Source organism: Streptomyces sp. NPDC056600 (assembly GCF_042792855.1).
Lineage (GTDB): Bacteria > Actinomycetota > Actinomycetes > Streptomycetales > Streptomycetaceae > Streptomyces.
Genome location: NZ_JBHTVQ010000032.1, coordinates 31958 through 50976 on the forward strand (window position 1 = coordinate 31958; position 19019 = coordinate 50976).

At 72.5% G+C, this 19019-nt stretch carries 17 protein-coding genes; 10 read left to right on the top strand and 7 right to left on the bottom strand.

The annotated features are described in order from the left end of the window. Positions 1 to 7: 7 nt before the first annotated feature. The 4 genes from ACFRAV_RS17610 to ACFRAV_RS17625 form a co-directional block, all read right to left on the bottom strand. Positions 8 to 910 (bottom strand): amino acid ABC transporter permease, encoded by a 903-nt coding sequence (locus ACFRAV_RS17610; protein WP_382556404.1) that lies wholly within the window; start codon positions 908 to 910, stop codon positions 8 to 10. Continuing rightward, positions 907 to 1572 (bottom strand): amino acid ABC transporter permease, encoded by a 666-nt coding sequence (locus tag ACFRAV_RS17615; RefSeq protein WP_382556406.1) that lies wholly within the window; start codon positions 1570 to 1572, stop codon positions 907 to 909. The genes ACFRAV_RS17610 and ACFRAV_RS17615 overlap by 4 nt, the downstream gene beginning before the upstream one ends. Before the next feature lie 102 nt (positions 1573 to 1674). Continuing rightward, positions 1675 to 2520, bottom strand: coding sequence for a glutamate ABC transporter substrate-binding protein (locus tag ACFRAV_RS17620; protein WP_382556409.1), 846 nt, complete (start codon positions 2518 to 2520; stop codon positions 1675 to 1677). 114 nt (positions 2521 to 2634) lie between these two features. Further along, positions 2635 to 3411 carry an amino acid ABC transporter ATP-binding protein gene (locus ACFRAV_RS17625; RefSeq protein WP_382556412.1) on the bottom strand — a complete coding sequence of 259 codons (777 nt, stop codon included), beginning with the start codon at positions 3409 to 3411 and terminating at the stop codon, positions 2635 to 2637. Positions 3412 to 3670: 259 nt separating this feature from the next. Between ACFRAV_RS17625 and ACFRAV_RS17630 the strand changes: the two genes are divergently transcribed. Then, positions 3671 to 4360 carry a response regulator transcription factor gene (locus ACFRAV_RS17630; RefSeq protein WP_382556415.1) on the top strand — a complete coding sequence of 230 codons (690 nt, stop codon included), beginning with the start codon at positions 3671 to 3673 and terminating at the stop codon, positions 4358 to 4360. Between the two features lie 7 nt (positions 4361 to 4367). Beyond that, the gene (locus ACFRAV_RS17635) at positions 4368 to 5777 is read left to right on the top strand and encodes an ATP-binding protein (RefSeq protein WP_382556418.1); all 1410 of its coding nucleotides are present in this window, start codon (positions 4368 to 4370) and stop codon (positions 5775 to 5777) included. On the opposite strand, the gene ACFRAV_RS17640 is transcribed toward ACFRAV_RS17635, so the two are convergent. Further along, positions 5767 to 6768: a TAXI family TRAP transporter solute-binding subunit gene (locus ACFRAV_RS17640; protein ID WP_382556420.1), complete on the bottom strand. Its 1002-nt coding sequence runs from the start codon at positions 6766 to 6768 to the stop codon at positions 5767 to 5769. The two genes, ACFRAV_RS17635 and ACFRAV_RS17640, sit on opposite strands and share 11 nt — an antisense overlap. Before the next feature lie 189 nt (positions 6769 to 6957). Here ACFRAV_RS17640 and ACFRAV_RS17645 point away from each other — a divergent pair, with 189 nt between their 5' ends. The 3 genes from ACFRAV_RS17645 (at position 6958) to ACFRAV_RS17655 (ending at position 10407) form a co-directional block, all read left to right on the top strand. Beyond that, positions 6958 to 8001 carry a DUF2804 domain-containing protein gene (locus ACFRAV_RS17645; RefSeq protein WP_382556423.1) on the top strand — a complete coding sequence of 348 codons (1044 nt, stop codon included), beginning with the start codon at positions 6958 to 6960 and terminating at the stop codon, positions 7999 to 8001. Between the two features lie 58 nt (positions 8002 to 8059). Next, positions 8060 to 9613 (top strand): tRNA (N6-isopentenyl adenosine(37)-C2)-methylthiotransferase MiaB, encoded by a 1554-nt coding sequence (miaB, locus tag ACFRAV_RS17650; protein ID WP_382556426.1) that lies wholly within the window; start codon positions 8060 to 8062, stop codon positions 9611 to 9613. Between the two features lie 77 nt (positions 9614 to 9690). Then, positions 9691 to 10407 (top strand): class III extradiol dioxygenase subunit B-like domain-containing protein, encoded by a 717-nt coding sequence (locus tag ACFRAV_RS17655; protein WP_382556429.1) that lies wholly within the window; start codon positions 9691 to 9693, stop codon positions 10405 to 10407. 27 nt (positions 10408 to 10434) lie between these two features. Here the strand turns inward: ACFRAV_RS17655 and ACFRAV_RS17660 are convergent, their stop codons facing one another. Next, positions 10435 to 10779, bottom strand: a complete 345-nt coding sequence (locus ACFRAV_RS17660; protein WP_382556431.1) for an antitoxin — start codon at positions 10777 to 10779, stop codon at positions 10435 to 10437. Positions 10780 to 10921: 142 nt separating this feature from the next. On the opposite strand from ACFRAV_RS17660, the gene miaA reads away from it, so the two are divergent. The 4 genes from miaA to ACFRAV_RS17680 all read left to right on the top strand — a co-directional run bounded on the left by miaA (position 10922) and on the right by ACFRAV_RS17680 (position 16010). Beyond that, positions 10922 to 11860 carry a tRNA (adenosine(37)-N6)-dimethylallyltransferase MiaA gene (gene miaA / locus ACFRAV_RS17665; RefSeq protein ID WP_382556433.1) on the top strand — a complete coding sequence of 313 codons (939 nt, stop codon included), beginning with the start codon at positions 10922 to 10924 and terminating at the stop codon, positions 11858 to 11860. Between the two features lie 107 nt (positions 11861 to 11967). Then, positions 11968 to 12567 (top strand): hypothetical protein, encoded by a 600-nt coding sequence (locus ACFRAV_RS17670; RefSeq protein ID WP_382556500.1) that lies wholly within the window; start codon positions 11968 to 11970, stop codon positions 12565 to 12567. 101 nt (positions 12568 to 12668) lie between these two features. Beyond that, positions 12669 to 13565: a diaminopimelate epimerase gene (gene dapF / locus ACFRAV_RS17675; RefSeq protein WP_382556436.1), complete on the top strand. Its 897-nt coding sequence runs from the start codon at positions 12669 to 12671 to the stop codon at positions 13563 to 13565. Between the two features lie 249 nt (positions 13566 to 13814). Continuing rightward, complete coding sequence (locus tag ACFRAV_RS17680) at positions 13815 to 16010, top strand: RelA/SpoT family protein (protein ID WP_382556438.1); 2196 nt, start codon at positions 13815 to 13817, stop codon at positions 16008 to 16010. A gap of 191 nt (positions 16011 to 16201) precedes the next feature. On the opposite strand, the gene ACFRAV_RS17685 is transcribed toward ACFRAV_RS17680, so the two are convergent. Then, a complete protein-coding gene (locus ACFRAV_RS17685) occupies positions 16202 to 17005 on the bottom strand; it encodes a HEAT repeat domain-containing protein (protein WP_382556441.1) in 804 nt (267 codons plus the stop codon). 209 nt (positions 17006 to 17214) lie between these two features. Here ACFRAV_RS17685 and ACFRAV_RS17690 point away from each other — a divergent pair, with 209 nt between their 5' ends. Continuing rightward, the gene (locus ACFRAV_RS17690) at positions 17215 to 18837 is read left to right on the top strand and encodes a M1 family metallopeptidase (protein WP_382556444.1); all 1623 of its coding nucleotides are present in this window, start codon (positions 17215 to 17217) and stop codon (positions 18835 to 18837) included. Positions 18838 to 19019 lie beyond the last annotated feature (182 nt).

A 19019-nucleotide genomic window follows, 5' to 3' on the forward strand; every position in this document is an offset into this window, starting at 1 on the left:
CTCGGGATCACGGGGTCTTCCGCACGTCCTCGTGACCGCCGGGCGTCGACAGCTCGGCCACCGCGCCGGCCGCGACGACCGCGCCGGTGGACTTCTTGCCGCGCCGCAGGCGCCTCTCCAGCCAGCCGGCGAAGGAGGTGAGGGCGAAGTTGACCAGGACGAAGATGATCGCCGCCACCGTGAGGCAGGGGATGATGTTCGCGCCGTAGTAGGAGCTCGCCGTGTTCGCGTTGGACAGGAGCTCGGGGAAGGCCAGCATGTAGCCGCCCAGCGCGGTGTCCTTCACGATGACCACGAGCTGGCTGACGATGGCGGGCAGCATCGCGGTGACCGCCTGCGGCAGCAGGATCTGCCGCATCATCTGGCTCTTGCGCAGGCCGATGGCCAGGGCCGCCTCGGACTGGCCCTTGGGCAGGGACTCGATGCCGGCACGCACGATCTCGGCCAGCACCGACGCGTTGTACAGCACGAGACCGGTCACCACGGCGTACAGCGGCCGGGAGTCGCTGCTGACGCCGGTGTACAGGTAGTAGAACTGCTGGCAGAAGACCATCAGGATCAGCACCGGGATGGCGCGGAAGAACTCCACCACCACGGTGGCCGGCTTCCGGATCCACGCGTGGTCGGAGAGCCGCGCTATGCCGAGGACCGCGCCCAGCGGCAGGGCTATCACCAGGGCCAGCGCCGCGGCCAGCAGGGTGTGCCCCAGACCGGGCAGCAGATAGGTCGTCCAGATGTCGCCGCCGGTGAACGGCTCCCACAGGACCCAGTCGAGCTGGCCCTTCTCCTTGAGTGCGCCGTAGACCCACCAGAAGAGCACCGCGACGGCGACCAGGAAGAGGGCCGTGTAGACGATGTTGCGGGCCTTGGCCCGCGGGCCCTGGGCCTCGTACAGAACGGACGCGCTCATCGCTTCACCGCCACCTTCTTGCCCAGCAGGCCCATCAGCAGACCCGTCGGCAGGGTCAGGCACACGAAGCCGAACGCGAACACCACGCCCGTCAGCACCAGCTGCGCCTCGTTCTCGATGATTTCCTTCATCAGCAGCGAGGCCTCGGCGACACCGATGACCGCCGCCACCGTGGTGTTCTTGGTCAGCGCGATCAGCACGTTGGCCAGCGGGCCCACGGCCGCGCGGAAGGCCTGCGGCAGCACGATCAGCCGCAGCACCTGGCCGAAGTTCAGGCCGAGCGCCCGCGCCGCCTCGGCCTGTCCGACCGGCACGGTGTTGATGCCGGACCGCAGCGCCTCGCAGACGAACGCCGAGGTGTAGACGATCAGGCTGAGCACCGACAGCCGGAAGTTGATGACGGTGTTGACGTCACCGCCGAGCTTCACCTCGAGCGTCTGGAACAGCCCCAGCGAGCTGAACAGAATGATCACGGTGAGCGGGATGTTGCGCACGAAGTTCACGTACGCGGTGCCGAAGGCGCGCATGAGCGGCACCGGGCCCACCCGCATGCCGGCCAGCAGGGTTCCCCAGACCAGGGAGCCGATGGCCGAGTAGACGGTGAGCTGCACCGTCACCCAGAAGGCTCCCAGCAGGTCATAACCTTCAAGAAAGTCGAACACGATCTCCCGCGCTTCCGCGTGTCGGTTGGCTCAAGGGCGGCGGCCCCTGTCCGCCCGGCCGGGGGCCGGGCGGACAGGACGCCGTGACGAGGCCGCTGGACGTTACTTCTTGATGTCGCCGATCGCCGGCGCGGGCTCGTTCTCGTAGTTGGCCGGGCCGAAGTGGGTGTCGACCGCCTTCTGCCACGACTGGTCGGAGACCATCTTCTCGAGAGCCTTGTTGATCTTCGCCTTGAGGTCGCTGCCCTCCTTGACGCCGATGCCGTAGTTCTCGTTCGACAGCTTCAGGCCGGCGAGCTTGAACTGGCCCTTGAAGGTGTCCTGGGCGGCGTAACCGGCGAGGATCGAGTCGTCCGTGGTCAGCGCGTCGACGGCGCCGCTCTTCAGACCGGTGAGGCAGGCGGAGTAGGTCGGGTACTCCTGCAGCTGGGCCTTCGGGGCCAGCTTCTGCTTCACGTTCTGCGCGGAGGTCGAACCGGTCACCGAGCACAGCTTCTTGCTGTTCAGGTCCTTGGCCGACTTGATGGAGTCGTCGTCGGCGCGGACCAGCAGGTCCTGGTGGGCCAGCAGGTACGGGCCGGCGAAGTCGACCTTCTGCTCACGCTCGTCGTTGATCGAGTAGGTGGCGGCGATGAAGTCGACGTCGCCGCGGTCCAGCATGTTCTCGCGGTCGGCGCTCTTCGACTCCTTCCACTCGATCTGGCTCTCGGAGTAGCCGAGCTCCTTGGCGACGTACTTCGCGACGTCCACGTCGAAGCCGGCGTAGCCCTGCGGCGTCTTCTGGCCGAGACCGGGCTGGTCGAACTTGATGCCGATCGTGATCTTGCCCTTGCCGCCCTCACCGCCGCCCTTGCCGTCCTTCTCGGCGGCGCCCTCGCCGCAGGCGGTGGCGGTCAGGGCCAGGGCGACGACGGCCGCGGAGGCGGCAGTGATCTTGCGGAGCTGCATGGTGAACATCCTTTGCGTGATGAGGAGATACGACCCGCCCCCGGACGTGTCCGGCGGCGGGAGGTGGCGCGGGCGCCTCGAAGTCTTCCCGGCGGTGACGCCGGCGGGGTGGTCTCAGTGATGCAGGATCTTGGACAGGAAGTCCTTGGCCCGGTCGCTGCGGGGGTTGCTGAAGAACTGGTCCGGAGCCGCCTCTTCGACGATCCGGCCGTCCGCCATGAACACGACCCGGTTCGCGGCCGAGCGGGCGAAGCCCATCTCGTGCGTGACGACGATCATGGTCATGCCGTCGCGGGCGAGCTGCTGCATGACCTCCAGCACCTCGTTGATCATCTCCGGGTCCAGCGCCGAGGTGGGCTCGTCGAAGAGCATCACCTTCGGCTCCATGGCGAGCGCCCGCGCGATGGCGACGCGCTGCTGCTGGCCGCCGGAGAGCTGGGCCGGGAACTTGTCCGCCTGCGCGCCGACGCCGACCCGGTCGAGCAGGGCCCGCGCCTTCTCCTCGGCCGCCTTCTTGTCGGTCTTGCGGACCTTGACCTGCCCCAGCATGACGTTCTCGAGGATCGTCTTGTGGGCGAACAGGTTGAACGACTGGAAGACCATGCCGACGTCGGCGCGCAGCCGTGCCAGCTCCTTGCCCTCCGCGGGCAGGGGCCGGTCGTCGATCGTGATCTCGCCGGAGTCGATGGTCTCCAGGCGGTTGATGGTGCGGCACAGAGTGGACTTGCCGGACCCGGAGGGTCCGATGACCACGACAACCTCACCGCGGGCGATGGTCAGATCGATGTCCTGGAGCACGTGCAGAGCGCCGAAGTGCTTGTTGACGTTCTTCAGGACCACGAGATCGCCGACCGGGGCCGCATCTTCCTTGGCCACCGTTACATCGGTCATCGTTTGCTGGCTCCGTCCTCCTCGGTTTCGGAGGACCTTAATAACCCGGTCCTACCAGCGCATTACTTCTGAGCGGAAATTGAGCATCACGATCGGATAGCAATCGGACACAAGCCGTAGTTGGGACGTCCTGCTCCGTACCGGGTGGGTAACGAAACCCTTCGCGGCGCTCCTAAACCTGTCGGCGGGGTGGTACCCGGTAGGAGTTCCGGTCGCGAAGCGGCGCCGGACAGGGCGGCCGAAGGGAGGGCCGGACATCATGAGACTGCTCCTCGTCGAGGACGACAACCACGTGGCGGCGGCCCTGACCGCGGTGCTCGCCCGGCACGGGTTCAGCGTCACCCACGCCCGCAACGGCGAGGAGGCGCTGCGCGCGCTGGTGCCCGGCGGACCCGCCTTCGCCGTCGTCCTCCTCGACCTCGGCCTTCCCGACCAGGACGGCTTCGAGGTCTGCGGACGCATACGCAAGCGGACCAGCACCCCGGTGATCATGGTGACCGCCCGGGCCGACGTCCGCTCCCGCATCCACGGCCTGAACCTGGGGGCCGACGACTACGTCGTGAAGCCCTACGACACCGGTGAGCTGCTCGCCCGCATCCACGCGGTCGCCCGCCGTCACGCCCCCGAGGACACCACCGGCGGCGCCGACGCCACCGTGCTCGACCTGGGAACCGTGCGGATCGAGCTGTCCACCCGGCAGGTCACCGTCGACGGCGCGCAGGTGGCTCTCACCCGCAAGGAGTTCGACCTGCTCGCGCTGCTCGCGCTGCGACCGGGCGTGGTCTTCCGGCGCGAGCAGATCATCAGCGAGGTCTGGCGCACCAGCTGGGAGGGGACCGGGCGTACTCTCGAGGTGCACGTCGCCTCGCTCCGCTCCAAGTTGCGCCGGCCGACGCTGATAGAGACCGTTCGCGGCGTCGGGTACCGACTCGTCGCCCCGGCCGCCTAGGGGACGGGTGCGCACCAGGCTTCTTCCGCTGCTGATCGTTCTGATGGCGGCCGTGCTGCTCGCGCTGGGCGTGCCCCTGGCCGTGAGCGTGGCGGCCGCCGAACAGCAGCGCGTCGTGGTCGACCGGATCGACGACACCGCCCGCTTCGCCGCCCTGGCCCAGTTCGTCCGCGCCCTGGCCCCCGGTGACGTGAAGGACGGGGCGGCCGGCGAGCGCGCCGAGAGCCTCACCCGCGAGCTGCGGACCTACCACGACGTCTACGGCATCCGGGCCGGCGTCTTCAAGCGCAACGGCGACCTGTTGACCTCCGCCCCCGACGACTGGAAGCTGCCGGGCGGCGGCGAGGTGCGCACCGCGTTCGAGGAGGCGCGGCTGAGCCGTCGCAGCCACGACCCGGCGCAGGTGTGGCCCTGGCAGGACCGGCGGCTGGTGGTCGCCTCCCCGGTGATCCGCGACGGCGACGTGGTCGCGGTGGTGGTCACCGACTCGCCCACCGACGGCATGCGGGACCGCACCCTGCGCGGCTGGCTGCTGATCGCCGCCGGGGAGCTGGCGGCGATGCTGGTCGCCGTCGGCGCCGCGCTGCGCCTCACCCACTGGGTGCTCAGGCCGGTTCGGGTGCTGGACGCCACCACCCACGACATCGCCACCGGCCGCCTCAAGTCCCGGGTCGCCGCGGCCGGCGGACCGCCCGAGCTGCAGCGGCTGGCCGACTCGTTCAACGAGATGGCGGACCACGTGGAGCAGGTGCTCGAACAGCAGCGGGCGTTCGTCGCCGACGCCTCGCACCAGCTGCGCAACCCGCTGTCCGCCCTGCTGCTGCGGATCGAGCTGCTGGCGCTGGAACTGCCCGAGGGCAACGAGGAGATCGCCTCGGTGCGCGTCGAGGGCAAGCGGCTCACGCAGGTCCTCGACGACCTGCTGGACCTGGCGCTCGCCGAGCACGCCGAACCGGAGCTGGGCCTCGCCGACATCGGCGCGCTCGCCGACGAACGCGTCGCCGCCTGGGCGCCGGCCGCCGAGGCCAAGGGCGTCACCCTGACCGGCACCTGTCCTCCCACCACCGCCTGGGCCGACCCGGTCACCCTCTCCAGCGCACTGGACGCCGTGATCGACAACGCGGTGAAGTTCACCCCCGAGGGCGGCCAGGTGCACGTCTCGGTGGCCGCGAACGGCCTCACCGCGAGGGTGGTCGTGGTCGACGAGGGGCCGGGCCTCACCGACGAGGAACTCCAGCGCGTGGGGGACCGGTTCTGGCGCAGCGGCCGTCACCAGAACGTCAACGGCTCCGGGCTGGGCCTGTCGATCTCCAAGGCCCTGCTGGCCGCGGCGGGCGGCTCGCTGGAGTTCGGGCACCACGCGCCGCACGGCCTCAGGGCGACGGTGAAGCTGCCCCGCACCGGACCTAGGGCTTGACCGAGCGGTAGTAGTTCAGCGCGCCCTCGTGGAGCGGCAGCGGGTGGGTGTCGACCGCGGTGCGCACGTCCACCACCTGGGCGGCGTGGACCTCCTTGCCGATGTCGTCCCGGCTGCGGATCACCGTGCGGGTGAACCATTCGATGAGCTCCGGGTCCACGTCCTTGCGCGTGATCAGCAGGTTGGACACGGCCAGGGTCTCCACCGGCTCGCCGTTCATCGCCCGCGGATACGCGGACTCCGGCATGGTGGCGGGGCGGTAGTGGTGTCCGACCATGTCGTCCTGCCGGTGCAGGGCGGTGACCAGGTGGCTCTCGATGGGCACGAAGCGGAAGTCGAACCTTTCGGAGAGGTCCACCAGCCCGCGGGTGGGCAGGCCGCCCGACCAGAAGAAGGCGTCGATCTCGCCCCGCTCCAGCTTGCCGGGCCCGGTGTCGATGCCGTCGCGGTGCGGCACCACGTCCTCGGCCGGGTCCAGCCCCGCGGCCCGCAGGACGCCGTTGGCGATCAGCTGCACGCCGGAGTGGTCGGGGCCGATCCCCACCCGCAGCCCCTTCAGGTCGTCGACGTGCTGGACCTTGGAGCCGACGGGCACGATCAGCTGGAGGTAGTCGTCGTACAGACGCGCCACACCGCGCAGGTCCCGCGCCCCCGGCTTCCCGTCGTTGCGGTAGTTCTCGACGGCGTCCGCGGCGGCGATGGCGAACTGCGTTTTGTCCAGGGCCACCATCGCCACGTTCTGCTGGGAGCCCAGCGAGGTCTTCAGCTCCACCGACAGGTCCGGCATGTCCACCGCCAGCTCGCCGCGCAGCTTCTCGCCGTACAGCTGGTACACGCCCGCCTTGGTGCCGGTGCCGAAGACCACCTCCCCGCTCGGCGGGGTCCTGCTGAAGGGCTGCAGCCACCACACCAGGACGGCCAGCACGACGAGCGCGACGGCCGAGCCGGTCAGGGCCCGTCGTCTGCCGATTCGGGTCGCAGCCGGGAACATGCCTGCGATCCTGCCAGCGGTCGTGGCCCGCCGGTAGGCCGGAGGTCACCTCGGCGGCCCCTCGCCGTGTGCGACGCGTCACCGTCCCGCGCCGCCGTCCCGCGCCGCCGTCCCGCGCCGCCGTCCCGCGCCGCCCAGGGAGCGCGGACCCGTTGACCGGCCCCCGAGGGGGTGGTTGGCTCCGGCCTTGTGCCCGCCTCTCACCAGCCTGCCGCCGCCGCCGAACTCCCCCTCCTGGTCGAGGGCGGTGTCCGCCGCTACGGCAGGCTTCCCTCGCGCCCGGCCCGCGTCAATCCGCTCGACGAGTTCACCGGGGTCCCCCGCCTGATGCGGCGGCCCCGGCTGAAGGAATGGGCCGGGTTCACGCTGCTGCACCCGGACGTCTGGTCGTCCCTGATCGTCCAGGACGCCCAGTACCTGGCCTCCTGCGAGATGTACGCCCACGACCGGCGCACCGGCGTCCTCCACCAGCACGCGGCCAACGCCCGCGGCCGCTCCGCCGTGCTGCCCGCGACCCTGCTGGACGGCGGGCACTGCTCCTTCGACCGGCCCGGCCACCGGATCGTCTACGACTTCGACGCCACGGCCGGACGCCACACGATCCACGTCGACATCGCCGCCACCGAGGCCGCGCCGGCCTTCGGCGCCGAACTGACCCTGCACGCCCGCGCGGCGAGCTCGCCCCTGTCGGTGAGCTCCCGGCTGCCGGGCGGCGGCCGGATGTACACCCACAAGGCCGCCTTCCCCGTGGAGGGGGTGCTCCGGGCCGGCTCCGCCGAGTACGTCTTCGACGCCGGACGCGACCTCGCCGTCCTGGACGAGCACCGGTCCTTCCTGGCGTACCGCACCCGCTGGCTGTGGGGCACCTTCGCGCTGCCCACCCCCGACGGGGTGATCGGCGCCAACTTCGCCGACCGCCCCGAGCTGCCGGGCGAGCCCGAGGAGTCGGCGATCTGGGGCCCGGGCGTCTGCGAGCCGCTGGGTGAGATCTCCTTCACCCCCGAGCGCCCGGACGACCCCGCGGCGCCCTGGCGGATCACCTCCCGGGACGGGCGGCTGGACGTCGTCTTCGAGCCGGAGGGCCGCAAGGAGGTCCGCCACCAGCTCGGACTCCTCGCCATCGACTACTTCCAGATGTACGGCCGTTACCGGGGCGTGCTCGCCGCGGGCGGCGCCGAGCACCGGATCGACGGGGTGCACGGCGTCTGCGAGTCGATGCGCGCCCGCCTGTGACCGCGGGTCCCCGGGACGCGTGCGGGGCGGGTCCGGCGCCCCCTTACCCTTGTGTCCCATGAGCAGCATGGACCGGAGCGACGCGGTGAGCGGGGCAGTGGACGAGGCCGTCGTGGACACGGCGGTGGGTCACAAGACCTACGAGGTACGCACCTACGGGTGCCAGATGAACGTCCACGACTCCGAGCGGCTCTCCGGGCTGCTGGAGGGCGCCGGCTACGTCCGCGCCCCCGAGGGGTCCGACGGCGACGCGGACGTCGTCGTCTTCAACACCTGCGCCGTCCGCGAGAACGCCGACAACCGCCTCTACGGCAACCTCGGCCGCCTCGCCCCCCGGAAGGCCTCGCGCCCCGGCATGCAGATCGCCGTCGGCGGCTGCCTCGCCCAGAAGGACCGCGACACGATCGTCAAGAAGGCGCCCTGGGTGGACGTCGTCTTCGGCACGCACAACATCGGCAAGCTGCCCGTCCTGCTGGAGCGCGCCCGCGTCCAGGAGGAGGCGCAGGTCGAGATCGCCGAGTCGCTCGAGGCGTTCCCCTCCACGCTGCCGACCCGCCGCGAGAGCGCCTACGCGGCCTGGGTGTCGATCTCCGTCGGCTGCAACAACACCTGCACCTTCTGCATCGTCCCGGCGCTGCGCGGCAAGGAGAAGGACCGCCGCACCGGCGACATCCTCGCCGAGATCGAGGCGCTGGTCGCCGAGGGCGTCTCCGAGATCACCCTGCTCGGCCAGAACGTCAACGCCTACGGCTCCGACATCGGCGACCGCGAGGCGTTCAGCAAGCTGCTGCGCGCCTGCGGGAAGATCGAGGGCCTGGAGCGGGTCCGCTTCACCTCGCCGCACCCGCGGGACTTCACCGACGACGTGATCGCCGCGATGGCCGAGACGCCGAACGTGATGCCGCAGCTGCACATGCCGCTGCAGTCCGGCTCCGACACCGTCCTCAAGGCCATGCGCCGCTCCTACCGGCAGGAGCGGTACCTGGGGATCATCGAGAAGGTGCGGGCCGCCATCCCGCACGCGGCGATCACCACCGACATCATCGTGGGCTTCCCCGGCGAGACCGAGGAGGACTTCGAGCAGACCTTGCACGTGGTCCGCGAGGCGCGCTTCGCGCAGGCCTTCACCTTCCAGTACTCCAAGCGGCCCGGCACCCCCGCGGCCACCATGGAGGACCAGATCCCCAAGGAGGTCGTCCAATCGCGCTACGAGCGGCTGGTCGCCCTCCAGGAGGAGATCTCCTGGGACGAGAACAAGAAGCAGGTCGGCCGGACGCTGGAGCTCATGGTCGCCGAGGGCGAGGGCCGCAAGGACGGCGCGACGCGGCGGCTGTCCGGGCGGGCGCCCGACAACCGGCTCGTCCACTTCACCAAGCCGGACCAGGAGGTGCGGCCCGGTGACGTGGTGACCGTCGAGGTCACGTACGCGGCGCCGCACCACCTGCTGGCCGAGGGGCCCGTGCTGGAGGTCCGCCGGACGCGGGCGGGCGACGCGTGGGAGAAGCGGAACGCGGCCGAGGCCGCGAAGCCGGCGGGCGTCATGCTCGGCCTGCCCGGCATCGGCGCCCCCGCCCCCAGCCCGGCCCCGGCGTCCGCCTGCGGCTGCGACTGACCCCCTGCGGCCACGAGCGACCCGTGGGGTGCGGGGAGGCCGCGGCGCGGGCCGAGGGCGGCGGTTACGCTGCGATCATGCTTGTCGCCGCCGCCGTGTGCCCCTGCCCCCCGCTGCTCGTGCCCGAGGTCGCCCAGGGCGCCGCACCCGAACTGGAGCCGCTGCGCGCCGCCTGCGACGAGGCGGTGCGCGCGCTGGCCGAGGCGAAGCCCGACCTGGTCGTCGTGGTGGGCCCCGGTGAGCGCGACGCCGTGCACGAGGCCGGCGCCACCGGCTCCTTCCGCGGCCACGGCGTCCCGCTGGACGTCACGCTGGGGGAGCCGGACCCGCGGGGCGGTGGGGCGCACACCTCGCTGCCGCTGTCACTCGCCGTCGGCGCCTGGCTGCTGGCCCGTTCCCCCTGGCGCGGCCCCGTCCGCGCGTTCGAGGCCGCCACGACGGGCGACCCCGCGACCCGCCGCGCCCACGGCGCGGAGGTCGCCGGCTGGGCCGACCGCGTCGCCCTGCTGGTCATGGGCGACGGCAGCGCGCGCCGGGACCTCAAGGCCCCCGGCTACCTGGACGAGCGCGCCGCGCCACTGGATGCCCGGATCTCCGCCGCGCTGGCCGCGGGCGACAGGGAGGGCTTCCTCGCCGGGCTCGACGAGGAGACCGCCCGCGACCTGATGGTCTCCGGCCGCCCCGCCTGGCAGGTGCTCACCGGGGCGAGCACGGGCGACGGTCCGGTGCGCCACCGCCTGCTGCACGACGACGCCCCGTACGGGGTGGGCTACTTCGTGGCCTCCTGGACCTGACCGGTCCACCGGCCTGATCCAGGACGGTCAGTGCCCCGGCGGCGGCGAGGACGGCGGCGTCGTGCCCCCGTCGCCGCTCTCCGGACGCCGCACCGGACCCGGGCCCTCCTCGCCGGTCATCCCGGTGGCGGGCCCGGCGCCGTGCCCGTGCTGTCCCGGCCTCGGCTCCGCCATGCGGGCCGCCGCCTCCTTGGCCTTGCCGGTGCCCCGTTCGATCTTGTCCGCGTACTTGCCCTTGGTGCGCTCGTCGACCTTGCGCGCGGCCTTGTCGATGCCGTCCTGGATCTTGTCCTGGTTCCGCGAGGCGAGGTCGTTGACCTTCTCCTTCGCGGGACCGAGCTTGTTCTTCAGGTTGTCGAGAAAACCGCTCATGGTCCGCCTGCCCGCCTTCCGTGGGTCGGTACACACCTGTCCGTTTCACACCGTACGTATGCGTCCGGGAACCGGCCGGATGCGCGCGTCCGACCGAGGCACCCCGGTCCCGGGCGCCGCCGCGGTTTGGGAGACTGGGGCGGTGAGCAGTACTCGTCCCACTCCGCGCGTCATCGCCGTCGTCGGTCCCACCGCCGCCGGCAAGTCCGACCTGGGCGTCTTCCTCGCCCAGCGGCTCGGCGGCGAGGTGATCAACGCCGACTCGATGCAGCTCTACCAGGGCATGGACATCGGCACCGCCAAACTGACTCCTGAGGAACGCGGCGGGATCACCCATCACCTGCTGGACATCTGGGACGTCACGGTCGCCGCCAGCGTGGCCGAGTACCAGAGGCTGGCCCGCGCGCGCATCGACGCGCTGCTCGCCGAGGGCCGCTGGCCCGTCCTGGTCGGCGGCTCCGGGCTGTACGTGCGCGGCGCGGTCGACCGCATGGAGTTCCCCGGCACCGACCCGGAGGTCCGGGCCCGTCTCGAGGAGGAACTCGAGCAGCACGGCCCCGGCCCGCTGCACGCCCGGCTGGCCGCCGCCGACCCCGACGCCGCGGCCGTGATCCTGCCCTCCAACGGCCGCCGGATCGTCCGCGCGCTCGAGGTCGTCGAGATCACCGGGAAGCCGTTCACCGCCAACCTGCCCGGCCACGAGTCGGTCTACGACACCGTGCAGATCGGCGTGGACGTGTCCCGGCCGGAGCTGGACGAGCGGATCGCCCGCCGCGTGGACCGCATGTGGGACGCCGGACTGGTCGCGGAGGTGGAGGCGCTGGAGGCACAGGGGTTGCGCGAGGGGCGCACGGCGTCCCGGGCGCTCGGCTACCAGCAGATCCTCGCGGCGCTGGCGGGGGAGTGCACCGAGGACGAGGCGCGCGCCGAGACCGTTCGCGCGACCAAACGCTTCGCGCGCCGCCAGGATTCGTGGTTCAGGCGCGACCCGCGGGTGCATTGGCTCAGTGGGGCCGCCGCCGACGCCGCCGAGTTGCCCGGGCGTGCGCTCGCCCTGCTCGAACGGCCGGTCACAGCCTGATCACGTGATGGCATCGGGTCGCTCCGGGCGTCATCGGGGCCCCGGGCGGCGTGCCATCATCGTGATCCGATCGACCAGTGGAGTCCCAGTCAGGAGGGCGCGTGGCGATGGAGGCCGGCCCTCGCGACACCGCACACGGGAGACAGGTCGCCGAAGGTGACCGGGGGCGTGACGACACCCCGGAGCCCGGTGCGACGGACCTGCCCGGTGTGCCGTCCGCGCACACCCCGGACGACCTGTTCCCCGCCCAGGGGATGGGCGGGCCGACGGTCCCCGACGCCGACGCCGATGACGTCGTGGGTGATGGCGTGGGCGACGAGGACGGCGTGAGCGACGACGGACCGGCGCCGGAGGAGATGTTCTCCGGCCCCGAGGTCGAGATCGAACTCCGCCCGCGCCGGCGGCTGAGCGCCTGGCACCTGGCCCCCGTGGTGGGGCTGGCGGCCGCGGGCTCCCTGATGTTCGCCTTCCCGCTCGCCTTCGACTTCGGCGACAGCGGCGCGGTGATCGCCATGCTGGGCGTCCTGATCTGCTCGTGCGCGGCCGGCTGGGGCCTGGTCGCCGCCCGCAGGGTCGGCCAGAACTGGCCCGGCCTGCCGCCGCGGGGCTCCGGCCGCCGTCCCGACTGGCGGATCACGCTGGCCTACGCGGTCACCGTGGCCGCCGTCGTCCTCCTCGCGGTCTGGCGCGTCGCCCGCCTGCGATGAGCGCACCCGCCGGCCGGCCCCGCACGCCCGGCGGGCCCCGCACCCCCGGCGGGCCGGACCGTCAGGCGTCACCGGCCGCGGCCAGGCCGTACGATCGAAGGATGAGCACGCGGATCGCCTTCCTCAAGGCCCACGGCACCGAGAACGACTTCGTGGTCGTGCCGGACCCCGAGAACTCCGTGGACCTGCCTCCCGCCGCCGTCGCCGCGCTGTGCGACCGCCGGGCGGGGATCGGCGGGGACGGGCTGCTGCACGTGGTGCGCTCGGCCGCCCACCCGGAGGCGCGGGAGATGGCCGGCGAGGCCGAATGGTTCATGGACTACCGCAACGGCGACGGCTCGGTCGCCGAGATGTGCGGCAACGGCGTCCGCGCCTTCGCCCGCTACCTCCAGCACGCGGGGCACGTCACCGCGGGCGAGCTGGCCGTGGCCACCCGCGGCGGGGTGAAGACCGTGCACCTGGCCAAGGACGGCGACGTCACCGTGCGCATGGGCCGCGCGGTGCTCCCCGAGGGCGAGGTGACGGTCTCGGTCGACGGCCGCAGCTGGCCCGCCCGGAACGTCAACATGGGCAACCCGCACGCGGTCGCCTTCGTGGAGGACCTCGCGCACGCCGGGAGCCTGTTCTCCGCGCCGCCGTTCGCCCCGGCCTCCGCCTATCCCGACGGCGTCAACGTCGAGTTCGTCGTCGACCGCGGGCCGCGTCACGTCGCGATGCGGGTGCACGAGCGCGGCTCCGGCGAGACCCGCTCCTGCGGGACCGGCGCCTGCGCCGTCGCCGTCGCGACGGCCCGGCGGGACGGCGCGGACCCGGCCGTCACCGGCACCCCCGTCACGTACACGGTGGACCTGCCCGGCGGCCGCCTGGTGATCACCGAGCATCCGGACGGCGAGATCGAGATGACCGGCCCCGCGGAGATCGTCGCCGAGGGGCAGATCGACCCCGAGTGGCTCGAGCGGGCCACCGCCGCGAAGACCCCGGAGGTCCGGAACGCATGAAACCGGGCGGAAGGGGACACGTGGAGGCGGTGAGGGCACTCGCGGCCCGCACAGGGCGCCACCACGCCGCAGAGGCGGTCTCCTTCCCTCGAACGGGTGATCCCGTTCACGCTGGGCGAGAGGCGGTGAACGGCACGTGGTGGGCTCGATAGCATCAAGCACCGGTCCGGACGGGGGATCGACACCGCACCCCTGGCCGTGTCGCCTCTCGGGCTTCCCGTCCGCCGGTCGACGCAGCCGGAGGTGCCGATGAGCGCGGAGGCCACGAACGCCGCCACCCCAGGGGCCGTGACGCCCGTACCGCAGAGCCCGCCGGCTCCCCGCCGGCGCTCCAGGTCCAGAATCGACCTGAGACGGCTCGGGCGGGCCGCCCTGCTCGGGCCCACCGGCCGTGACCGGCTGCCCGACGCCATCGGCCACGTCGCCGAGGCCCACCGGGCGCACTTCCCCGAGGCCGACCTGGAGCCGCTGCGCCGCGCCTACGTGCTGGCCGAGTCCTCGCACCGCGGCCAGATGCGCAAGAGCGGCGAGCCGTACATCACGCACCCCCTCGCGGTGACCCTGATCCTCGCCGAACTCGGCGCGGAGACCACGACGTTGACCGCCTCGCTGCTGCACGACACGGTGGAGGACACCGCCGTCACCCTGGAGCAGGTGCGCGCCGAGTTCGGCGAGGAGGTCTCCTACCTGGTCGACGGCGTCACCAAGCTGGAGAAGGTCGACTACGGCGCGGCCGCCGAGCCCGAGACCTTCCGCAAGATGCTCGTCGCCACCGGCAACGACGTCCGCGTGATGTCGATCAAACTCGCCGACCGGCTGCACAACATGCGCACCCTCGGCGTGATGCGGCGCGAGAAGCAGGAGCGCATCGCCAAGGTCACCCACGAGGTGCTCATCCCGCTCGCCGAACGACTCGGCGTGCAGGTGCTCAAGACGGAGCTGGAGGACCTGGTCTTCGCGGTCCTGCGCCCCGAGGAGCACGAGCGCACCCGGGAGCTCATCGACGGCAACGCGGCCGCGCCGGAGGACCCGTTGGCCGAGATGGCCGAGTCGGTGCGCGCGGTGCTGCGTGAGGCCGACATCCCCGCCGAGGTCGTCATCCGGCCGCGGCACGCCGTCTCCGTGCACCGGGTGTCCGTCAAGCGCGGGCAGTTGAGGGGCACCGACTTCGGGCGGCTGCTGGTCCTGGTGAACGAGGACGCCGACTGCTACGGCGTGCTCGGCGAGCTCCACACCTGCTTCACCCCGGTCGTCTCGGAGTTCAAGGACTTCATCGCGGTCCCCAAGTTCAACCTCTACCAGTCGCTGCACACCGCGGTGGCCCGGGAGGACGGCCAGGTCGCCGAAGTCCTCATCCGCACGCACCGGATGCACCAGTTCGCCGAGGCGGGCGTCATCGCGCTGGGCAACCCCCATGTGGCGCCCCCCGGTTCGGACGAGCACGGCGAGGGCGGCGAGCGCGAACGGAGTGACGCCGAGCGTCCGGACGGCGAGCGGGCGGACCCGACGCGTCCGGGCTGGCTGTCACGGCTGCTGGCCTGGCAGGCCGCCGCCCCCGACACCGACATCTTCTGGTCCACGCTGCGCCAGGACCTCGCCCAGGACCGGGAGATCACCGTCTTCCGCGCCGACGGCGGCGCCCTGGGGCTGCCCGAGGGCTCGACCTGCGTGGACGCGGCCTACGCCCAGTACGGCGAGGACGCCCACTCCTGTATCGGCGCCCGCGTCAACGGACGCCTCGCCGCCCTCGGGACGGTGCTGCGCGACGGCGACCGGGTGCAGTTGCTGATGGGCCAGGACCCGGCATCCGAGCCCTCCCGCGAGTGGCTCGACCACGCCCACACGCCGACCGCGCGCATCGCCATCCAGCGCCGCCTGGCCGCCCGCGCCGCCGAGGCGCCCGCCGGCGAGACGCCTGCCGAGGGCCGTGCGGACGAGGCGATCCGCGAGGTGCCCCCCACCCCGGAGCCCTCCGTGGAGCCGGACGTGTCCTTCCGCGGCACCGGCGTCCTCAGTGACCGGCCGGGCCTCGCCGTCCGGCTGGCCGGTTGCTGCACTCCCGTGCCGGGCGACGACATCGTGGGCTTCACCGTGCGCGGCGGCGCGGTCGCCGCCCACCGGGTGGACTGCGCCACCGCGGTGCGGATGCTCGGCACCGGCCGCGAGCAGGTCCCCGTCCACTGGGGCGAGACCACCGCCTGCCGGGTCACCCTGGTCGCCGAGTCCTTCGGCCGGCCCCACCTGCTGGCCGACCTCACCGAGGCGATCGCCGCCGAGGGCGTGGACATCGTCTCCGCCACCGTGGAGCCGCCGGTCCGGCAGCGGGTCCGCCACACCTACACGCTGCACCTGCCCGACGCGGGCCACCTGTCCGCCCTGATGCGGGCCATGCGGGACGTGCCCGGCGTCTTCGACGTCAGCCGCGCGGCCTCCGCCGCGCAGTGAGCCCGCAGCCCGGCCTCCCGAGGACCCGGAGGTCCTGCGCCGCCGGCGTGTGACGGAGTGTTGCGCGGCGCGTGCGTGACGGAAAGTGCTCGCGGTGCGTGCGTGACGGGGTGCCGAAGACTCGTGCGGTGCGGAAGGCCCGCCCTCGTGCTTGGCGGGGCGCCAGATGATTGATTTCAGGCGGTCGGTGGTCACTGTGAGGCGCGGACCGCTTCCACTGCCTCCCGGACATCCGGGTGCGGGTCGTCGGCGAGGCCGTCCAGCAGTGCGGTGACCCCAGGGGTGGACCAGCGGGCGACCGCCCACACCAGTTCCTCCCGCACCCCGGGGTCGGGGTGGGTGGCGAGGCGGCCCAACTGGGCGAGCGGGCCCCGCCGGCGCATTCCGAACCCATGTAGTGCCTCCCGCAGCGCGGCTGGGTCCCCTGGGTCACCGGCTGCGGCGACCCTGGCGAGCAGCACCCTGGCGGGTGGCGGCGGACCATCCAGCGGATGCGGCAACCGCTCACGCAGGCGTCGCACTCCGTACCCGCCGCGCACCCGGCACCCGAAACAGGTGCAGGGGCGCACACCGTGCGCGTCCGGCTGGTACCGCCAGCCCACCACCTGCGGCGCAGCGCGGACCCGGTGCACTTCACACGGCCGGATCGCCCGGGGTACGAACACCTCCCACCCGCGCGGATCCTCCAGTGCCGCGATCCGCCGCACCGCCTCTGACGCAGAAACGGTGGCCTGGGCGTCCCGCGCCCGGTCGGTATAGCGTCCGACCAGCACCTGCTGGGTGTCGTCCAGCCGTATGTGGACGGCCGCAATCCCGCCCCGGCTGCCGAAACGGGCCAGCTCGCGCAGCCATTGGTGGGTGAGGGTGTACGACGGCAGCACGGGGAAGCAGTAGACCCCGCGTGCGCTGCCCTGTCCGTGGCTGGCCGCCCGGATCCCGGACCGTCGGATGCGCGGAGCGTTCGCCGCTGAGGTCAAGTGCACGAAAATCGGCATGCCAGGGGATGTTAGGAGATTGATTCCACATTGGCTGCGCGCAGTCGTCGCCCGCGTCATGCAGCGCGTCCTCGCGCTGACCGCGGCGATCTGGCACAACGACCACACCGGACAGCCCGTCCTACGTGCGTGACGCGGCCGGTACCCGTTCGGGTGGGAAGGACGCGAGTCGCGCCCACGGCGGGTGCCGGTCCTGGTAGCCGTGGGGGATGCTCACGCACCGCCCCCGCCGCGCCGCCCGCGCCGCCCTGCTCGCCTCGGCCGTCTCCGTCTGCCTGGTGGCGGCCGCCGCACCCGACCCCACCCCCGCCGAGCCCCTCGGCGTCGGCGACCGGCTCTTCCCCCAGCTGGGCAACCCGGGATACGACGTCCGCTCCTACGACCTGCGCTTCGCCTACCCGGGCTCCAACACCCGGCCGATGAAGGCGGTCACCACCATCGAGGCCGAGGTCACCCATCGTCTGGAGCGGATCAACCTCGACTTCGCGCACGGCAAGGTCTCCTCGGTCACGGTGGACGGCGCGAAGGCCGCGTTCGCCGCCGCCGGCGAGGATCTGGTGATCACGCCCCGCCGGATGCCGGAGCCCGGCGACACCACCCGCATCGTCGTCCGGCACACCAGCGACCCACGGCCGCCGAAGGACCAGCAGCACGGCTGGGTGGTGACCAAGGACGGCCTCGCCATGGCCAACCAGGCCGACGCCGCCCACCTGGTCTTCCCCTGCAACGACCACCCCTCCGACAAGGCGCTCTACACGATCCACGTCACCGCCCCCGCCGCGCTGACGGCCGTGGCGAACGGCCTGCCGGACAAGCGCCCGCAGAACGCCGGCCGGGCCGCCGGGAGCCGCACCTGGACCTACCGGAGCAAGCACCCGATGGCCACCGAACTGGTCCAGGTCGCGGTGGGCCGCTCCGCCGTGGTCGGCCGCAAGGGGCCGCACGGGCTGCCGCTGCGGGACGTCGTCCCCGCCGCCGACCGCGCGAAGCTGGAGCCGTGGCTGGCGAAGACACCCGGCCAGATCGCGTGGATGGAGAACAAGGTCGGCCCCTACCCGTTCGAGACGTACGGGGTGCTGATCGCCGACACCGCCACCGGGTTCGAGCTCGAGACCCAGACGCTCTCCCTCTTCGAGCGCTTCCTCTTCACCGAGCCCGCGATCCCCGCCTGGCTGGTCGAATCGATCATGGTGCACGAGCTCGCCCACCAGTGGTTCGGCGACAGCGTCACCCCTGCCACCTGGTCCGACGTCTGGCTCAACGAGGGACACGCCACCTGGTACGAGGCGCTGTACGGCGAGGAGACCGGGCACCGCACGCTGGAGGAGCGGATGAAGGCCGCGTACGCCTCCTCCGACAAGTGGCGTGCCGCCGGGGGACCGCCGGCCGCCCCCAAGGAGCCCAGGGACGGGCAGAAGATCGGCATCTTCCGGCCGGTGATCTACGACGGGGCCGCGCTCGTGCTCTACGCCCTGCGGCAGGAGATCGGACGCCACGCCTTCGAGCAGGTCGAACGGGCCTGGGTGCACCGCCATCAGGACGCCACCGCGACCACCGCGGACTTCGTGCGGCTCGCCTCCGAGGTCGCCGGCCGCGACCTGGACGGCTTCTTCCGTGCCTGGCTCCAGGACACCCGGACCCCGCCGATGCCGGGGCACCCGGACTGGAAGGCGGAGGCCCCCACGGCCGAGGGCAAGCCGGCCCAGGGCCGCACGGTGATCCCCGCCCCGGGCCTGGGCCACGGGCACGTGGGGCACGGCCATATGGGGCACGCGACCATGGGGCACGGCCATATGGGGCGCCGGCACACGGAGCACGGCCACACGCAGTGACGGGTCGGGGCGGCGGACCGTGAGGTTCGGTCACGTGGGGCTCGGGCACGTAGGGCGCGAGCAGGCGCACCCGGGCCCGTACCCGCACGCGGGTGACCGCCGCGCGGGTGCACCGTCGTCGCGGCGGCACATAACCCGGTGACGGGGCGGCGGCGCCGTGGGACCATCGTGGGGCACGGGCG

Coding starts and splice junctions, on each gene's coding strand:
- ACFRAV_RS17685 (WP_382556441.1), bottom strand. CDS start 17,005: ATGCCGATTTTCGTGCACTTGACCTCAGCGGCGAACGCTCCGCGCATC.
- ACFRAV_RS17670 (WP_382556500.1), top strand. CDS start 11,968: ATGGAGGCCGGCCCTCGCGACACCGCACACGGGAGACAGGTCGCCGAA.
- dapF (WP_382556436.1), top strand. CDS start 12,669: ATGAGCACGCGGATCGCCTTCCTCAAGGCCCACGGCACCGAGAACGAC.
- miaB (WP_382556426.1), top strand. CDS start 8,060: ATGAGCAGCATGGACCGGAGCGACGCGGTGAGCGGGGCAGTGGACGAG.
- ACFRAV_RS17620 (WP_382556409.1), bottom strand. CDS start 2,520: ATGCAGCTCCGCAAGATCACTGCCGCCTCCGCGGCCGTCGTCGCCCTG.
- ACFRAV_RS17625 (WP_382556412.1), bottom strand. CDS start 3,411: ATGACCGATGTAACGGTGGCCAAGGAAGATGCGGCCCCGGTCGGCGAT.
- ACFRAV_RS17630 (WP_382556415.1), top strand. CDS start 3,671: ATGAGACTGCTCCTCGTCGAGGACGACAACCACGTGGCGGCGGCCCTG.
- ACFRAV_RS17640 (WP_382556420.1), bottom strand. CDS start 6,768: ATGTTCCCGGCTGCGACCCGAATCGGCAGACGACGGGCCCTGACCGGC.
- ACFRAV_RS17690 (WP_382556444.1), top strand. CDS start 17,215: ATGCTCACGCACCGCCCCCGCCGCGCCGCCCGCGCCGCCCTGCTCGCC.
- ACFRAV_RS17610 (WP_382556404.1), bottom strand. CDS start 910: ATGAGCGCGTCCGTTCTGTACGAGGCCCAGGGCCCGCGGGCCAAGGCC.
- ACFRAV_RS17680 (WP_382556438.1), top strand. CDS start 13,815: ATGAGCGCGGAGGCCACGAACGCCGCCACCCCAGGGGCCGTGACGCCC.
- ACFRAV_RS17660 (WP_382556431.1), bottom strand. CDS start 10,779: ATGAGCGGTTTTCTCGACAACCTGAAGAACAAGCTCGGTCCCGCGAAG.
- ACFRAV_RS17655 (WP_382556429.1), top strand. CDS start 9,691: ATGCTTGTCGCCGCCGCCGTGTGCCCCTGCCCCCCGCTGCTCGTGCCC.